Annotated in this window: 13 protein-coding genes; 9 read left to right on the top strand and 4 right to left on the bottom strand. The window is 47.7% G+C overall.

The features are described 5' to 3' along the window. Position 1: 1 nt before the first annotated feature. Complete coding sequence (cobT, locus tag CIK04_RS22950) at positions 2 to 1,030, bottom strand: nicotinate-nucleotide--dimethylbenzimidazole phosphoribosyltransferase (RefSeq protein ID WP_097352999.1); 1,029 nt, start codon at positions 1,028 to 1,030, stop codon at positions 2 to 4. A gap of 537 nt (positions 1,031 to 1,567) precedes the next feature. Here cobT and CIK04_RS22945 point away from each other — a divergent pair. The 6 genes from CIK04_RS22945 to CIK04_RS22920 all read left to right on the top strand — a co-directional run bounded on the left by CIK04_RS22945 (position 1,568) and on the right by CIK04_RS22920 (position 6,870). After that, complete coding sequence (locus CIK04_RS22945; RefSeq protein ID WP_017790519.1) at positions 1,568 to 2,266, top strand: oxidoreductase; 699 nt, start codon at positions 1,568 to 1,570, stop codon at positions 2,264 to 2,266. A 73-nt stretch (positions 2,267 to 2,339) separates the two neighbouring features. Continuing rightward, positions 2,340 to 3,761, top strand: a complete 1,422-nt coding sequence (gene sbcB, locus CIK04_RS22940; RefSeq protein ID WP_097352998.1) for an exodeoxyribonuclease I — start codon at positions 2,340 to 2,342, stop codon at positions 3,759 to 3,761. A 45-nt stretch (positions 3,762 to 3,806) separates the two neighbouring features. Continuing rightward, complete coding sequence (locus tag CIK04_RS22935; protein WP_128824659.1) at positions 3,807 to 4,178, top strand: CidA/LrgA family protein; 372 nt, start codon at positions 3,807 to 3,809, stop codon at positions 4,176 to 4,178. Between the two features lie 2 nt (positions 4,179 to 4,180). Further along, complete coding sequence (locus CIK04_RS22930; protein ID WP_039449453.1) at positions 4,181 to 4,858, top strand: LrgB family protein; 678 nt, start codon at positions 4,181 to 4,183, stop codon at positions 4,856 to 4,858. A gap of 313 nt (positions 4,859 to 5,171) precedes the next feature. Further along, a complete protein-coding gene (locus tag CIK04_RS22925) occupies positions 5,172 to 5,564 on the top strand; it encodes a SulA-like leucine-rich domain-containing protein (protein ID WP_017419943.1) in 393 nt (130 codons plus the stop codon). A gap of 202 nt (positions 5,565 to 5,766) precedes the next feature. Further along, positions 5,767 to 6,870, top strand: a complete 1,104-nt coding sequence (locus CIK04_RS22920) for a phosphoribosylaminoimidazolesuccinocarboxamide synthase (protein WP_038969569.1) — start codon at positions 5,767 to 5,769, stop codon at positions 6,868 to 6,870. A 95-nt stretch (positions 6,871 to 6,965) separates the two neighbouring features. On the opposite strand, the gene CIK04_RS22915 is transcribed toward CIK04_RS22920, so the two are convergent. Both CIK04_RS22915 and CIK04_RS22910 read right to left on the bottom strand, forming a co-directional pair. After that, complete coding sequence (locus CIK04_RS22915) at positions 6,966 to 7,355, bottom strand: hypothetical protein (protein ID WP_017419941.1); 390 nt, start codon at positions 7,353 to 7,355, stop codon at positions 6,966 to 6,968. Between the two features lie 208 nt (positions 7,356 to 7,563). Continuing rightward, on the bottom strand, positions 7,564 to 9,909 hold the full coding sequence (locus CIK04_RS22910) for a helicase-related protein (protein ID WP_097352996.1): 2,346 nt from the start codon (positions 9,907 to 9,909) through the stop codon (positions 7,564 to 7,566). 249 nt (positions 9,910 to 10,158) lie between these two features. On the opposite strand from CIK04_RS22910, the gene CIK04_RS22905 reads away from it, so the two are divergent. From CIK04_RS22905 to CIK04_RS22895, 3 genes are all read left to right on the top strand, one after another. After that, positions 10,159 to 11,847, top strand: a complete 1,689-nt coding sequence (locus CIK04_RS22905) for an NAD-dependent malic enzyme (RefSeq protein WP_038963120.1) — start codon at positions 10,159 to 10,161, stop codon at positions 11,845 to 11,847. 133 nt (positions 11,848 to 11,980) lie between these two features. Beyond that, positions 11,981 to 12,718, top strand: a complete 738-nt coding sequence (locus CIK04_RS22900) for a vancomycin high temperature exclusion protein (protein ID WP_097352995.1) — start codon at positions 11,981 to 11,983, stop codon at positions 12,716 to 12,718. 207 nt (positions 12,719 to 12,925) lie between these two features. Further along, the gene (locus tag CIK04_RS22895; RefSeq protein ID WP_097352994.1) at positions 12,926 to 14,296 is read left to right on the top strand and encodes a DASS family sodium-coupled anion symporter; all 1,371 of its coding nucleotides are present in this window, start codon (positions 12,926 to 12,928) and stop codon (positions 14,294 to 14,296) included. 321 nt (positions 14,297 to 14,617) lie between these two features. Here CIK04_RS22895 and CIK04_RS22890 read toward each other — a convergent pair whose 3' ends face one another. Next, positions 14,618 to 15,946 carry a GGDEF domain-containing protein gene (locus tag CIK04_RS22890; protein ID WP_039469493.1) on the bottom strand — a complete coding sequence of 443 codons (1,329 nt, stop codon included), beginning with the start codon at positions 15,944 to 15,946 and terminating at the stop codon, positions 14,618 to 14,620. Positions 15,947 to 16,157: the final 211 nt, after the last annotated feature.

The following is a 16,157-nucleotide window of genomic DNA, read 5'->3' as shown; positions in this document are numbered from 1 at the left end:
ATCAAACCGTTACTCCTGCGCTTTCAAAGCTTGCCATATTGTTAAAAAACTGCGCCGCCGCTTTTAATAGTGGGTACGCCAGCGCGGCTCCTGTTCCTTCACCAAGACGCAGCCCCAAATCCAGCAAAGGCTTAGCTTCAAGAAGTGACAAAACAATTTGGTGCCCCTGTTCTTCGGAGCGATGAGCGAACAACAAATAGTCTCTCACCTCAGGTTTCAGCAACGTCGCGATATAGGCCGCGACCGAAACAATAAAGCCGTCCACCAGCACTGGGGTTTTATGCTCAGCAGCAGCGATAAACGCGCCAGCCATGGTCACGATCTCAAACCCACCAACTTCAGCGAGAATCGCATTAACCGATTGACCTTCACAGCGCCCCACACCTTGCGCCACGACTTTAATTTTGTGCGACAACTGCTCTTCACTGATGCCTGTACCTCGGCCAACACAGTGATCCACTTCGTGGCCAGATAATGCACTGAGCAGTGCCGCGGCAGAGCTGGTGTTAGCAATGCCCATTTCGCCAAACATCAATAAATCCGCACCTTGAGCAATTTTCTCTGCCGCTATTTGTTGACCATTGTGCAAAGCTTGTTCGACTTGCTCCACCGTCATGGCCGACTCAATGGCAAAGTTGGCGGTGCGAGAGCCTAAACGACGTAAGATGAGATTCGGTGCATCACTGTCGACAGGCAACAAAATGCCACAATCAACCACCGTCAGGTCGATGTTATGAAGCGCGCAAAAGCAGTTTATCGCCGCACCACCTGCGAGAAAATTCAATACCATTTGTTGTGTCACCGCACTCGGTGCGATGCTCACCCCTTCATCGGCGACACCGTGGTCACCAGCAAAAAGCAGCATCTGCGGCTGCTTGATCTCAATCTGCGTCGCCGCTTGCTCTTTACCTTGGCTCTGGATAAGTGCCAATTGCAAAGCAACTTGCTCGAGTTGCCCCAGTGCGCCTAGCGGTTTGGTTTTGTTGTCGATGATGTGCTGGATCTCAGCGGCAAATTGTTGCTCTAGCATAACGGTCCCTGTTGGTGTCGAAGTGGCGTAAAAACAAGAAGTTCTTTAGTGTACAGGTGAAGGGAGCGGGGAGAAAGAGTCAAGATACGCTTCATCGAGGGAAATGGTGGTCGAGAACCATTTTCTGCTGAGCGCCCATTTTGCTGACCACGACTTAACCGTGGCCATCTGTGCGCATCGATTTTCTCAAATTGCGAATCAAAACCGCATTTTTTGCACAAAGCGGGCGGTTTCAGCATTCAACATCCCCTAAATGGCGTTCAGATGATGGCATAAGATATGCAGTGCTATTCTCGTCTCCAACACTGAGGTACACACTATGTTTGCCAATCAAAGTCGTAAACCGAAGAAATCGGGTGGCAATGCGAAGCGCCCTCAGAGCAATCGACAAGTTCCATTGTCGATGACCTAACTCCAACACAAGGCCCTTTCGGGCCTTTTCTTTTGTTACCACCATCAAACCCTTGAACGCTTTCCATTGCTAAACTCAAGAGAGTTCAACAAGATAACCCTCTTGATGGTTTTAGGAGCAACACGATGACGATTCGTGGTGAAAACACAGCAGTCATAGTCGCTGGCGGAACTGGCCTTGTGGGGTCGCAATTGATTGAACAGATCTTACCGCATGAGGCAATCAGTACACTTTACGCCTTAACTCGCCGCCAAATTACCGTCAACATTCCCCAAGCGATCAAACTCGTTAATCTGATCGAGCCCGATCTGCTCATCTCCGATTGGCCAGATGAAAGAGCGAGGCCCACGGTAGGCTTCATCTGTTTAGGAACAACCAAAAAGCAAGCCGGAAGCCAAGAGCAATTGCGTCAGATTGATGTTGAACTGGTGTGCCAAGTCGCTCAAACCATGAAACTGCTTGGTGTCACGCGAGTCGCGGTGGTATCAAGCCTTGGCGCAGACGCACAATCGCGCTTTCATTACCTCAAATGTAAAGGACAGATGGAACGTGCTCTGATGAATATGGGCTTTGAACAGCTTGTTATCGTTCGCCCCGGCCCACTCAAGGGCCAACGCCACGCCTCGCGCAGTGATGAAAAATGGTTGCAACGCCTGATGCGCCCGTTTATTCCCTTCATGCGCGGCAAGCTCCGCAATTACACGCCTATCGATGCCAAAGAGGTCGCGCTAGCCATGCTCTATCGTGTTTTTGCACCTCATCCACAGAAAGTGGAAATTTTGCATAAAAACGAAATGGTTAAATTGCTCGAACAATACCGCTAAACACGGGAACTCATTGCCAGCAAGGGCTCACAATGGTCTAATACACGCTTCGTTTGAACGCTAGGTAAGCCGAATGCAGCAAGACAATCAGCCCACTTTCTTCTTTTTTGACTATGAGACTTGGGGAACCAGCCCAGCAAAAGATCGCCCATCGCAATTTGCTGGCGTTCGTACCGATGACAACTTCAATATCATCGGCGAACCATTGGTGATTTATTGTCGCCCACCTGCCGATTATTTACCGGCCCCCGAAGCCGCGCTCATTACCGGAATTACGCCGCAAAAAGCGCAGAAAGAAGGCTTACCAGAGCCAGAATTCATCGCTAAAATCCACGCAGAGTTGTCGCACCCGAATACCACGAGCCTCGGCTACAACAGTATTCGCTTCGATGACGAAGTCACGCGTTACACCTGCTATCGCAATTTCCTCGATCCCTATTCATGGAGCTGGCAAAACGGCAATTCACGCTGGGATCTGCTTGATGTGATGCGAGCTTGTCACGCATTAAGACCGGAAGGGGTGGAATGGCCGGAAAATGAAGAAGGCTTTACCAGCTTTAAACTGGAGCACCTTTCGGTGGCGAATGGCATTGAACACAGTAACGCGCATGATGCGATGGCCGATGTGATCGCCACCATCGAAATGGCGAAAAAAGTCAAAGCCGCGCAACCCAAATTGTTTGATTACTTCTTTAGCATGCGCCATAAGCGTAAGCTCAATGAGTTGATCGATATTGTTAACATGACCCCCTTGATGCATGTCTCTGGCATGTTAGGCCGTGAATGCCAATACACCAGTTGGATTGTGCCGTTAGCTTGGCACCCGACCAACAACAATGCGGTGATTGTGGTCGACTTAGCCAAAGATCCTCAACCCCTTTTCGATTTGGATGCCAATGCGCTGCATGAGCGTCTTTACACACGTCATGATGAGCTGGGTGACTTACTGCCTGTGCCAGTTAAACTGGTGCATTTGAATAAGTGCCCGATTTTAGCACCCGCCAAAACCCTCACAGCGGAGAACGCCACTAATATCGGCATCGACCGAGAACAATGTTTGGCAAACTTAGCCCTTATTCGCCAGCACCCAGAAGTGCGAGAAAAGTTGGTGCAGCTGTTCTCAATTGAACGCGAGTTTGAGAAAAGTCATGATGTCGATACCCTGTTGTACGACGGTTTCTTCTCGCCTGCCGACAAAGCCTCGATGGACATTATCCGCCAAACCGATCCAACTCACCTTGCCGCTTTGGACATCACGTTCAACGATAAACGCATCGAACCGCTGCTGTTTCGCTACCGTGCGCGCAATTACCCATGGACGTTGGATGAGAACGAACAGCGCCGTTGGGCGAATCATTGCCGCGAATACTTCGAAAGTCGAATTGAAGAGTACATGCTTAATTTGGAAAACTTAGTTCACGAACATGAAAGTGACGAAAAGAAAATGGCGATATTAAAATCCGTGTACCGCTATACTGAGAGCTTGATCTCATAATTGCCGGGAGCGAAACGCTCCCACATTAAGAATGACTCCCAAACTATGAAATTCTCCCTTAAAGATTTATTTGGCCTCGTTGTTTCATTTGGCCTTATTTTCCTAGCCTTGACGATTGGCTCAGGCATACAGCACTGGACAGGAACCTCAGTGCCAGGAAGTGTAATAGGGATGTTGGTACTGTTTTTATCGATGGCGATCGGCATCGTCAAAGTCGAATGGGTCAAATCCGGTGCCAGCTTAATGATTCGCTATATGATCTTGCTGTTCGTTCCGATCAGTGTTGGTTTAATGGAGCACTTCGATATGCTCATCGCAAACGCATTGCCAATTATCGCAGCGGCCATTGGCGGCTCTTTGATTGTGTTGGTGAGTTTAGGCTGGTTACTTCAACGAATTCTTGGTGAGGAAGCATAATCATGTGGTTACTCGTCACTATCGTCGTTTTCTTATTTGCTCGTTGGCTTGCCATCAAAATCAACAATCCTTTGGCTAACCCGCTACTGATCAGTATCGCTATTTTGATTCCGATGTTAACGGTATTGAAGGTCCCTTTTGAGACCTATTACTCCGATAATGAGTGGATCAGCTACATGCTACAACCTGCGGTGGTCGCGCTTGCTTATCCACTTTATGAACAGCTTCCACAAATCAAAGCCAATTGGCGTATCATTGCCTTCGCTTGTACCCTAGGCAGCATCATGTCAATGCTCACCGCCATGCTCATTGCCGTCGCCTTCAAGGCGGACATTAGCTTGATCGCCAGCCTGCTTGGTAAGTCAGTCACCACGCCGATTGCAATGGAAATCTCAAGCCACTTAGGAGGCGAAGCCGCTGTTGCTGCGATTCTGGTGTTGCTCGTTGGGCTGTTTGGGGCAATCCTTGCCTACCCAATTTATAATTTGCTTGGCATTAAACACCCTATCGCACGCGGACTCACCATGGGGACAGTTTCGCATGCGCTCGGTACCGCGACCTGCGTGGAGAAAGCGCCGGGTGACGCCGCCTTTTCTTCTTTAGCGTTAGTACTGTGTGGCATCATCACCTCTATTCTCGCACCCAGCTTTTTCGCACTCGCTGTTTGGCTATACGCTTAACACCGAATTCTGACTAAGATGCCCTCTTGCTTATGCTGAGGGCGTTTTTTTTATTCACACGTTTATACAGTGCTATACAGTAGTTTTACTGTTCCTCTTACCAACCGACTCACCTACCAGTGATATTCATCACAAATTCTCATACTTATCACTACGTACCAAATGAAAGGCAAACCATTAAAAATCAATTAGATAAGAATATTTCTTTTTCACTGAACGATCGGTTTAGGTGAAAAATCCAACAAAAAGAGTTGATCAATCGCCTTAAAAAAACTACTGTATACACATACAGCATGTATAAAGGAACAGTAAGATGCAGATTCAAACTCAAACTCGACTCTATTCTCGTTTTAACGTGTTAGCTCAGCCAACCGTACCTATGAATGTTTCTGATCAGTTGTTGCAAAAACTGGCTAATCTTTCCGCTCAAAATCAGTGGATTTTGTTTACAGCTGAGTGCCCAAGACCTGACTTTGCACAACTTACTGCTTCCAATATCCGCTGCCAGAATGTCATCCAAATGAAAGCTTCTCAGACGATGACTGAAATGGAGATCGTGATGAAAGCTATTCGCTCAGGCAATGCTGCTGCGGTTGTCGCTTCCGATCAAATCGATTTGATTAACCAATCTTTGCTTAGCGATCTCGCTCGCGAGTATGGCTGTGAAGTGTTTTTCGTTGAAGGCAGAGCACACAAGTATCACTAACAAGTTCAACGTTATCCATCCTGCATCTCGCCTCCCAAATGGGAGGCATTTTTTGTTTGGCAAAAACAAGGCAAACGTTTGCTTTTTCTCTGGCGACTTCAAATAGTTCTGGTATCATGCCCCGGTAATCGATGAATCCGTTAGATTTTGTTGTCCGATTCATTTCCCGCATGACGTTTGAAATTATGATAGGAATGTCAAAATGAGCCTTGCTGACCAAGTACTTGCCGTCAACGATGACCTACCCATCCGCACCGATAAACCTGTACACAGTGGAAAAGTTCGTTCTGTTTACTGGTTGACCGAAGAAGACAGTGCCCGACTGATTAAAGAGAAAGGATACAATGTTGCCCCTGACGCCCCATTGGCGATCATGGTGATCAGCGACCGTATTTCCGCTTTTGATTGCATTTGGCATGGAGAGTACGGGTTGAACGGCGTGCCGGGCAAAGGCGCAGCGCTCAATGCCATTTCAAACCATTGGTTTGGCTTGTTCAAAGAAAATGGTCTGGCTGACAGCCACATTTTGGATATTCCACATCCTTTTGTCTGGATCGTACAAAAAGCCAAACCGGTGAAAATCGAAGCAATTTGCCGCAAGTACATTACTGGTTCAATGTGGCGTGCTTACGAAAAAGGGGAGCGTGAATTCTGTGGTATTCAGCTACCTGAAGGCTTGGAAAAAGACAAAGCATTGCCGGATCTGCTCATGACGCCATCAACAAAAGGCATTTTGAAGGGCATCCCAGGTGTTCCAGAAGCAGACGACGTTAATATTACTCGCCAAAATATCGCCGATAACTTTGCCGCGTTTAATTTCTCGAGTGCTGACGATATCGCGCTTTACGAAAAACTGCTAAAAGACGGCTTTGGAGTGATCAGTGAAGCATTGGCGAACGTGGGTCAAATCTTTGTCGATACCAAATTTGAATTTGGTTATGTCACGGACGCGGCTGGAAATGAAAAACTGATTTACATGGATGAAGTAGGTACGCCAGATTCGTCACGAATTTGGGATGCCCAAGCGTATCAAGCAGGCAAAATTGTCGAGAATTCAAAAGAAGGCTTTAGACAATTCTTACTCAACTACTTCCCTGACCCAGATATTTTACTGAATAAAGACCGTATGCCTGAGCGTGAAGCGCTCGCACGAGACAACGAACTGCCTGAAGAAGCACTAATGGCCGTTTCTCGTACTTACATCAACATCGCAGAGAAAATTACCGGCAAAGAGATCGTCTTAAGCGACAATCCAAAGCAAGAAATCATCGATATTCTTGGCCGCGAATACGGTTTGATTGACTAAGCCTAAACCAGCGATTAAAAACAAAAAAACGCCTGCATCACTTCACACTGCAGGCGTTTTTTATCGTTACTTCACATTACTTCATCAAACTTGGGTTAACTGAGATCTTTCAAGCGGATCACGAACACATCTTGCTCTCGGCAGTCAATTTTGCTTTCGCTGCGATTTTGAATGAAGTCGATCTGGGTGGGCTCTAGCGCATACGGCATCACCACCGTCAGCTCGTCTATCCCCTCCAGTTTTGCCAGTTTGAGTAGCGTTACCAAGTTGGACTCATCGCTACGGCGTGAAGACATGCTCTTTAAGGCGGCGTCCCACAGTCGATCTTCTGGTTCTGAAAGCTCTGCGATACTGTTCTTCCACATCACACCAAAGACTGGAGCAAAGGTGGTTAAGGCTTCTAAAAACGTCCATTTTTTACTGCATGAAGCCCCTAGAAAACTGGTGTAGTCAAATTCGACGTGTCTCTTTCCCTGTTTTTCCATTTTGTCCCCCGACAGATTGGCAACACAACATACTCAATATCAGTCAAGTGTTTTGATATAGCAATAGGATATAAAACAATGGTCTTTTATGCCCTAGTTTCGAGAGGAAAAGAAATATTAAAACCAGAGTTGTAACAATCGTCACTCACACCCTTTAACGATATGCGTCGGATTGATTAATATTTTGCGTTTAAAACAAATTTAGACTTCAGCGAACATCAATCACTCGACTCGCTTTACGATATTGCACTCGCCAACCGGAAAAACGAGGCAGTTCCCAACGCTTGGGATCGCCTTTGCGGTTGCCACCAGCGAAGACCACTTGCACTAATTTGCCAACAGGAAAATACTCCACCGTCAGCTGTAAATCAGGCAAAGAGAGCGATAACGGAAATTGCTCAGAAAAATCCTTGTATTGCCAATCTGGGATCCCTCGATACGGGAAATCACAGCTGTCAAACAGTGCCATCTCATCCACTTCGTTCACTCCCATGGCATGAAGCTGCTCGCGCAACCACTGGTCAAAATCCAGTAATCCGATGGGGCGTTGTTCTTCATTCAAACCTAACGCGCAATACAAGTGCCAATGCGTCATTTGTGTCGTGACAAACGCATAGAGATCCGGCAGCAACTGGCCTGTTTTTACCAGAGCGACGATGGTTTCAATGGCATCCTTTCCTTGAGGTTGTTCAAGCCTGCTCTCCACCACTCGACCTGCGTAAACCAGTTGCATCTCCACTTCGACCGCATCGTTTGATGGGCGCGTTTCCCCTTGTCGCCACTCCCCTAGCTCGAGCTCGTTAATCAAGGTCAACGGAGCGGGCATGATCACACTGGCTAAATTGAGCGTCTGTTTCACGCCTTTCCCCGGCAAGCTATGGCTATCTAACACAAGCGCTAGCTCGTGTTTGTCAGAAAATCGGCTTTGGCGACCGACCATCATTTCCATCTTTCCATTCCCCAACGCCTCACGTCGTTTGGCTCGGCGGATAAAGACCAACTCTGGATGCAAACGAGCGATGGCCGTGACCAGTTCAACCCGCGTGTATCTCGAACTCACCTCAAGATCAGGCAGTTCAAACAGGTCGCGCATTTGTTGAGACAAGCCTCGTGCTTCGTCTAACGCCCCGTCATCTACGATCACACCACTAAAGCGCTGACCCCGAATGAGCTGAATCATTAACGTGGCGTCGCACTGTTGCGGCTCTTGTTCACGTAGCTTCTCAGCATCTTCTCCCCCCTTGATTTGATAGAGCGCCGCTGGGACAGAGAGACCAGCGGCGAGATCAATCATGGCCTCTTTGAGTGCCTTGGTTGGCATGCGAGTGACAAGGTCAGCGTATAGCGTGTCAACAGGTAGAGGATAGAGCTTTTGTCCGTGCTCGGTCACTTTGCCTTCGGCTGTGATGGCTTGCATGCCATTGAGTATCTTGTGAGCCTGCACAAGGGATTTCTCTGGCAAACCATCTAAAAACTCAAGCTCGGCCAAGCGATAGCCACAACAGGCTGCTGCCAACATCGGCTCGCTGAGCTCTTCTCGCTGCAGTTCGGGGGGCGTGGCAAGTTCAAGTGGGGCGTGTTCACCGTACAGACGCAAACATTGGCCAGCCATAACACGACCAGCACGCCCTGCTCTTTGTGCCGCACTGGCCTTGGAAATATGGGAAAGGATCAAGGTAGTTCGACCATTTCGTTGTATGGTGCGTCGCTCTAAGCCACTGTCAATCACGGTGGTGATGTTTGGTATCGTCAGCGAGGTTTCCGCCACATTGGTCGCTAAAACCACTTTACGCTGGGTTTGCACGCTTAAAGCTATGCGTTTCTCTTCATCTGAAACGGAGGCATGCAGCTTTGCCACAACCAAAGAGGGTTGTGCTTGCAACTGACTGGCAATGTTTGAAATCTCTTTCCTGCCGGGTAAGAAAACTAAGATATCTTGCCCTTCGGTTTGTAACACTTCATTGATCGCGGCCATCACGTCATGCTCACACTGTTTCTTGCTGGGCAAAAGGTGACTCTCTTTGGCTCGGTATTCGATGCTAACCGGGTAACAGCGACCTTGAGATTGCAAACGTTCGGCATTGAGATATTTCGCCAGTTTTTCACCCGCCAACGTCGCTGAGGTTAAAACCAACCGATGCTTATTTTGTGCTTTGAGCATCGCGGTGAGGAGATCCATGTCCCATCGACGCTCATGAAATTCATCAATAATAACGATATCAAACGCACTCAGGCCATCTTCCGCTAACCAACGTAATGCCACACCCGGAGTCACAAACACGATATTGGTCTGCGCGTCATAAGCGGCCTGAAGTTTGATCGCATACCCGACGTTACTCCCCAAAGGCTGACCAGATTGCTCAGCCAAAAACTCGGCTAATGACGTACAAGCAATTCGCCTTGGTTCAATCACCAGCACTCGACCGTGCTCTGCCGCCCACAATGGCAAGCGAGTGGATTTTCCTGAGCCAGTTTCAGCTTCCACCACAAGATGAGTTTGGCCAAGGTGATGATCAAATTGCGCTTTAATGGCGTCGATAGGAAGTGCGGACATAAAATTTCACTGCGTTTAAATTTGTTTCGGAGTATACCCTTAAACTTTCATCACAGGGGCGTACACTGGTCATTTCTCTCTGATTCAGTATTAAAACGCTTGGACGTGGATGTTTGAATGCTGATATTTCGCGCATAAAGCAACTTTTTTTGTGCGTTTGATTTGATGTATATCAAGCGCTATTTACAACCAATTAGTGAAGCCGTTATCATTTTTAGCGTTTCCTCAAAAACCCTACTAAGGCACCCAATGAATAACGATAAACGCCCACTCTACATCCCGTTCGCGGGTCCGGCGCTACTGAGTACCCCATTACTAAACAAAGGCAGCGCTTTTTCAGCGGAAGAACGCATCTCTTTTAACCTTGAAGGTCTGCTTCCTGAAACAACGGAAACGATTCAAGAGCAGGTTGAACGCGCATACATGCAGTACAAAGCGTTCGAGAGTGACATGGATAAGCACATCTACCTGCGCAATATCCAAGATACCAACGAAACCTTGTTCTATCGCTTGGTACAAAATCACATCACTGAGATGATGCCGATCATTTACACCCCGACCGTGGGTGCGGCGTGTGAAAACTTCTCCAATATTTACCGCCGTGGCCGTGGGTTATTCGTTTCTTACGCAAACCGTGATCGTATTGACGATATTCTGAACAACGCCTCTAACCACAACGTGAAAGTGATTGTAGTGACCGATGGTGAGCGTATTCTTGGCCTGGGTGACCAAGGCATCGGCGGCATGGGCATTCCTATCGGTAAGCTTTCTCTTTACACCGCTTGTGGCGGGATCAGCCCGGCTTACACTTTGCCTATCGTATTGGATGTCGGTACCAACAACCCACAACGTCTTGCTGACCCAATGTACATGGGCTGGCGTCACCCGCGTATTACGGGTGCAGATTACGACGCATTTGTTGAAGAGTTCATCCAAGCGGTTCAACGCCGCTGGCCAGATGCACTTATTCAGTTTGAAGACTTCGCACAGAAAAACGCGATGCCGCTACTTGAGCGTTACAAAAACCGCATTTGTTGCTTCAATGATGATATCCAAGGCACCGCGGCAGTAACGGTTGGCTCCTTGATGGCAGCGTGTCAAGCGGCTGGCAGCAAGCTCTCTGAGCAACGCATTACTTTCCTCGGCGCAGGTTCTGCCGGCTGTGGTATTGCCGAAGCGATCATTGCACAAATGGTCTCGGAAGGTATTTCAGATAAGCAAGCGCGCTCTCAAGTTTTCATGGTTGACCGTTGGGGTTTATTGCAAGAAGGCATGCCGAACCTGCTTGATTTCCAACAACGTCTGGTACAAAAACACACCGTGACGGCGAAATGGGAAACGGAAGCCAATGGCTTCTCGCTACTTGATGTGGTGAAAAACGCAAAACCAACCGTATTGATCGGGGTTTCTGGCGCTCCAGGCTTGTTTACTCAAGAAGTCATTCAAGAGATGCACAAGCACTGCCCTCGTCCAATCGTCTTCCCACTGTCTAACCCAACTAGCCGAGTGGAAGCGGTACCTGCGGATATCATTCGCTGGACAAACGGCGACGCATTGGTAGCCACTGGCAGCCCGTTCGATCCTGTGATTCATGAAGGCAAAACCTACCCAATCGTACAATGCAATAACAGTTATATCTTCCCGGGTATCGGTTTGGGTGTCTTGGCCGTCAACGCCAAACGTGTTACAGACGAAATGTTGATGGAATCAAGCCGCGCATTGGCGACGTGTTCTCCGTTGGCAATCAATGGCAAAGGCGCGCTCCTGCCACCACTGGAAGAGATCCACACCGTATCAAAACGCATTGCTTACGCAGTGGCGAAAAAAGCCATCGAACAAGGGGTGGCGTTGGAAATTGCTGACGATGCGCTGCAAGTCGCCATTGAACAACATTTCTGGCAACCGGTATACCGCCGTTACAAGCGCACAGCGTTTTAATCCTAGCCAAAACAGCCCTCTTCGCGAGGGCTTTTTTGACAGCAAAAATGCGAGATTTCACCAGAAATTGACTTCAACTCTTCTGTGACTTTCCGTTAAGATGTGGACTTAGAAAGAGATGGAGTGATATGTCGTGTTTGATCGCCTAGCCGGTTTGAAAAGTTGGATAAGTTTAAAACGGCTGATTGGGGGATCACTCGTTGCAATACTCTGCGCGATATTATTTGTCATTATGGTGGACCGCTGGGTAAGCTTGCAGGCCTCCGACAAAATCATCACCAGCTATGATCAAGTGGAAGGTTTTGATGTCGCCGTGGTGCTAGGAACCAGTAAATACATTGGCCGCACACTCAATACTTACTACACACATCGCATTGATGCCGCCATTGAGCTTTACCGACAAAACAAAGTGCAACACTTGCTGCTGAGTGGCGACAACGCCCATCGCTCGTACAATGAACCGTGGACCATGAAACGTGATCTACTCAAAGCAGGCGTACCCGAAACGAACATCCACCTCGACTACGCAGGCTTTCGCACCTTAGACTCCATTGTTCGCGCAAAGAAAATTTTTGCCTCCGATCATTTCCTCATCGTCACACAACGTTTTCACTGTGAACGAGCCTTGTTTATTGCCAATGCTTATCAGATCAATGCACGCTGTTTAGCCGTTTCCGGCCCAAGTAGCAGCAAGCAAATTTGGTCGATGCGCAGTCGAGAAGTACTGGCTCGCGTCAAAGCGTTTATCGATCTTTACGTCATTAACACGCAACCTCGCTTCCTTGGTCCACAAGAACCCATTGCGCTCGAACCATTAGGAACGCCTCTTTCTCCGCCACCAGCAGAAGGGTCCGATTCCCTTTCTCAATAAATGGGTAGAAATCTACACCTTTTACTTTTTAAACCTCACAGTTTGTTATTACAACGTTAATTATCACCAACACAACACCCACAAAACTCATAACATTCACGTAACGCAAGTCAGTATTTACGCCTCACATCTCTTTTTAAGTGGCATAGCCACTCAGGAAAGACAAAACAATAACCCTACAGAGGCGAAGCAAAAGGAGCATATGCTATGACCGCACTCGCTGTTACGTTAAAGAACTGGTTACTCACCAGAAACAGCATGATATTCATCGCGAATATTTTTTTGTTTATTACCCTAATGACCACTCTACCTTTTGATCCTAAAGTGGTCGTTGGACTCAGTATCCTTACCTTTGTCGCGGTACTTTGGCTTACAGAAGCCATTCACGTTAGCATCACCGCGCTGCTCGTCCCGATGCTCGCCGTCTTCATGGGCGTTTTTGATACACAAGCAGCGCTGAATAACTTCTCCAACTCAATCATTTTCTTGTTTTTGGGTGGTTTTGCTCTTGCCGCCGCACTACATAAACAGAAATTGGATCAAGCCATCGCAGATAAAGTGCTGATCCTAGCGAAAGGCAAGATGTCGACTGCGGTGTTTATGCTTTTTGGTGTTAGCGCCGGGCTTTCGATGTGGATTTCGAACACCGCGACTACCGCTATGATGTTACCCCTTGTATTAGGGGTCATGAGCAAACTTGATAGAGAGAAAAGTCACAGCACTTACCTATTCGTTTTACTTGGTATTGCTTACTGCGCCTCAATTGGCGGTATCGCCACACTAGTAGGTAGCCCGCCAAACGCCATTGCCGCAGCTGAAGTTGGCCTTGATTTCACTGGCTGGATGAAACTCGGTCTCCCTATCACCATCTTGTTACTGCCTATTGCATTGATTGTGCTGTATTCAATGACCAAGCCAAACCTTAAGCACTCTTTTGAGCTGGACCACACGCCAGTGGAATGGACCAACGGTAAGAAAATCACTCTTGCGATTTTCCTTGTAACGGTATCACTGTGGATTTTCTCCAAGCCAGTCAATGCGATGTTAGGTGGCTTCAAGAGCTTTGATACCCTTGTGGCTATCGGTGCCATTGTCGCGCTGGGTGTTTCGCGTGCGGTGGAATGGAAAGACATCGAGAAAACAACCGATTGGGGCGTACTCATTCTGTTTGGTGGCGGCCTTTGTTTGAGCAACGTGTTAAAAGCAACAGGCACCAGTGTATTCCTTGCAGAAGGCCTAGGTGCATTCCTTGAGCAAGCTGGCATCTTGTTAACCATTCTTGCTGTTGTCACCTTTGTGGTTTTCCTGACAGAGTTTGCAAGTAACACCGCCAGCGCTGCGCTTCTGGTGCCTGTATTTGCCACGATTGCAGAAGCACTAGGACTATCACCTGTTGTACTGTCTGCCTTGATCGCCATCTCTGCGTCTTGTGCCTTTATGTTGCCAGTGGCGACACCGCCAAACGCCATTGTTTTTGCGACAGGACATATCAAGCAAAAAGAGATGATGCGTATTGGTATGGTACTAAACATCGTATGTATCGCCGCTCTGACTCTATTCGCAACGATGTTTTGGTAAACATCAATGAGCACTACAACTGCAGGTTAGAGAACACTCTGCACCCTCTCTTCCCCCGGGTGGATCTGTAGTTTCACGTTGGTGGCCTTTCGGCCACCTTTTTTATCGCTCGAATGTTAGTTCTCTAGAGGGTGTCTCACTTGTTGCTGAGCACGGTAAGCGCTATCTATACGCCTCTCAGAACCCTCAATCTAAATACGAGCTTGAGAAAAACATCTCAGTGACACGTTTGCTACGTAAAAAATAAGCAATACAAAAACAAGCGACAAAAAAGCCACCCGAATCTGGATGGCTTCGTCTGTTCAAGGCAATTGCCGAGCTCTAACCACATTCGCTGGTTGTCTTCTGCATACCGTAGTTCACTTCGACTCGGTTACGTCCGCGATGTTTGGCTTGATAGAGTGCGTCATCGGCACGAGCGAGAAACTCCGTTACTCGTTCTTCCTGCATCTGCGCCACGCCGATGCTACAAGTGAGCATGCCACCATGCACCCAAAGATGATTGGAAACATTTTTACGAATCATTTCTGCTTTTTCTACTGCTTGTTGCAGCGTGGTTTCTGGAAGAAAGACGATAAACTCCTCACCGCCCCATCGAACCAGGCGTTCACCTTCTTCTAAAGAACTGGCGACCACCAACACGAACTCACGTAGGATGTCGTCCCCCATTTGATGGCCATAGCGGTCATTAACGCGCTTGAACTTATCCAGATCCAGATAGAGAACTGACAGCTGTTCTTGCCCCCAACGTACCGTACGCGCTTTTTTCTCCAACCAAGTTCGAACCGCATGACGGTTCATCGCACCAGTCAGCGCATCGCGGTGAGCAAGTTCAGCAAACTCGTAATTCTGCGCGCGAAGATCCGCATTCATCTTTCTTAAATGCTCTTGGCGAAAACGAGACTCAGCTAGGTTGTGCTTACTTTTACGTAGTTCATTCAAAGAAAAAGCCAGTCCCAATAATACCCAAGAAAGCAACAAAGCAAACAACAGGGTTTCCTGTGCCAAATACGCACCTTCAAACTCAATGCGTTCGATACGGATATGATGCTCTCCATTTGCCGCCCCTGAGCCTGTCGCCAACTCAATTCGTGTCACGTTGGAATATTCTGGTGCAGAATGTTCAATCGGAATCTTATTGTCGGCTAGCCACCAAGTCATGACTTGCAAGTTCGCTAGGGGGATCTCAATGGTTTCCACGCTGGCACTCGGTGTGAACTCCATGCCATTGTATTTGTAAGTGTACTCATTATCTGCGGTGGAGTAAGCCGGATTAAAGTTACGCAAATAAAAGCGCAATCGACCATCGGATTCGCCCGTTTTGTCGTAGCTGAGCTTGAGACGGATCGTGTGGTAGTTGGAAAGGTCGATACCTTTCGTCGCTTCAAGTGTGTCAGTAAAAATCGAAATACCACAGTAAGGCCACGGGTAGCTCGCCGTTTGCATGTTACAGCTTAAATCGATCGTTTGGCCATCAATCGCCATTTCCGTCGTCGTAATACCGCCTGCTGCCCGATCATCGGTGGCAAAATAAGCAAAACGTTCTGGTGTGATGACAAGTTTTCTCGTGTCACCTAACACACTATAAAGCGCTATTAAACTGATGGTACATATTGCGAGAGCAAAAATAAGTTTATGTATCCATTTCATCATTAGCCTCCAAAAAACAACTCAACCCACCAATCAACACTCAATGTCAATACTTTTATTATTATTTTTTACCTGTTCTCAATAGAGATACACTATACCATGCAGAATAAATGTGATGTTAATTCCAACATAAATTAGCGTTCAATTATGTAAGCAAATGCGACCTAGTTCACGACGTTAAATAAGTTTTATAACAATAACGAAACCACTG

It is taken from the genome of Vibrio sp. 03_296, from assembly GCF_002265885.1.
This window is presented reverse-complemented; position numbering and strand designations above follow the sequence as displayed.

Bases quoted from the DNA above. Each gene is read 5' to 3' on its own strand.
- CIK04_RS22920 (WP_038969569.1), top strand. From the start codon at position 5,767: ATGAGCCTTGCTGACCAAGTACTTGCCGTCAACGATGACCTACCCATC.
- CIK04_RS22890 (WP_039469493.1), bottom strand. From the start codon at position 15,946: ATGAAATGGATACATAAACTTATTTTTGCTCTCGCAATATGTACCATC.
- CIK04_RS22910 (WP_097352996.1), bottom strand. From the start codon at position 9,909: ATGTCCGCACTTCCTATCGACGCCATTAAAGCGCAATTTGATCATCAC.
- sbcB (WP_097352998.1), top strand. From the start codon at position 2,340: ATGCAGCAAGACAATCAGCCCACTTTCTTCTTTTTTGACTATGAGACT.
- cobT (WP_097352999.1), bottom strand. From the start codon at position 1,030: ATGCTAGAGCAACAATTTGCCGCTGAGATCCAGCACATCATCGACAAC.
- CIK04_RS22945 (WP_017790519.1), top strand. From the start codon at position 1,568: ATGACGATTCGTGGTGAAAACACAGCAGTCATAGTCGCTGGCGGAACT.
- CIK04_RS22925 (WP_017419943.1), top strand. From the start codon at position 5,172: ATGCAGATTCAAACTCAAACTCGACTCTATTCTCGTTTTAACGTGTTA.
- CIK04_RS22905 (WP_038963120.1), top strand. From the start codon at position 10,159: ATGAATAACGATAAACGCCCACTCTACATCCCGTTCGCGGGTCCGGCG.
- CIK04_RS22915 (WP_017419941.1), bottom strand. From the start codon at position 7,355: ATGGAAAAACAGGGAAAGAGACACGTCGAATTTGACTACACCAGTTTT.
- CIK04_RS22935 (WP_128824659.1), top strand. From the start codon at position 3,807: ATGAAATTCTCCCTTAAAGATTTATTTGGCCTCGTTGTTTCATTTGGC.
- CIK04_RS22930 (WP_039449453.1), top strand. From the start codon at position 4,181: ATGTGGTTACTCGTCACTATCGTCGTTTTCTTATTTGCTCGTTGGCTT.
- CIK04_RS22895 (WP_097352994.1), top strand. From the start codon at position 12,926: ATGACCGCACTCGCTGTTACGTTAAAGAACTGGTTACTCACCAGAAAC.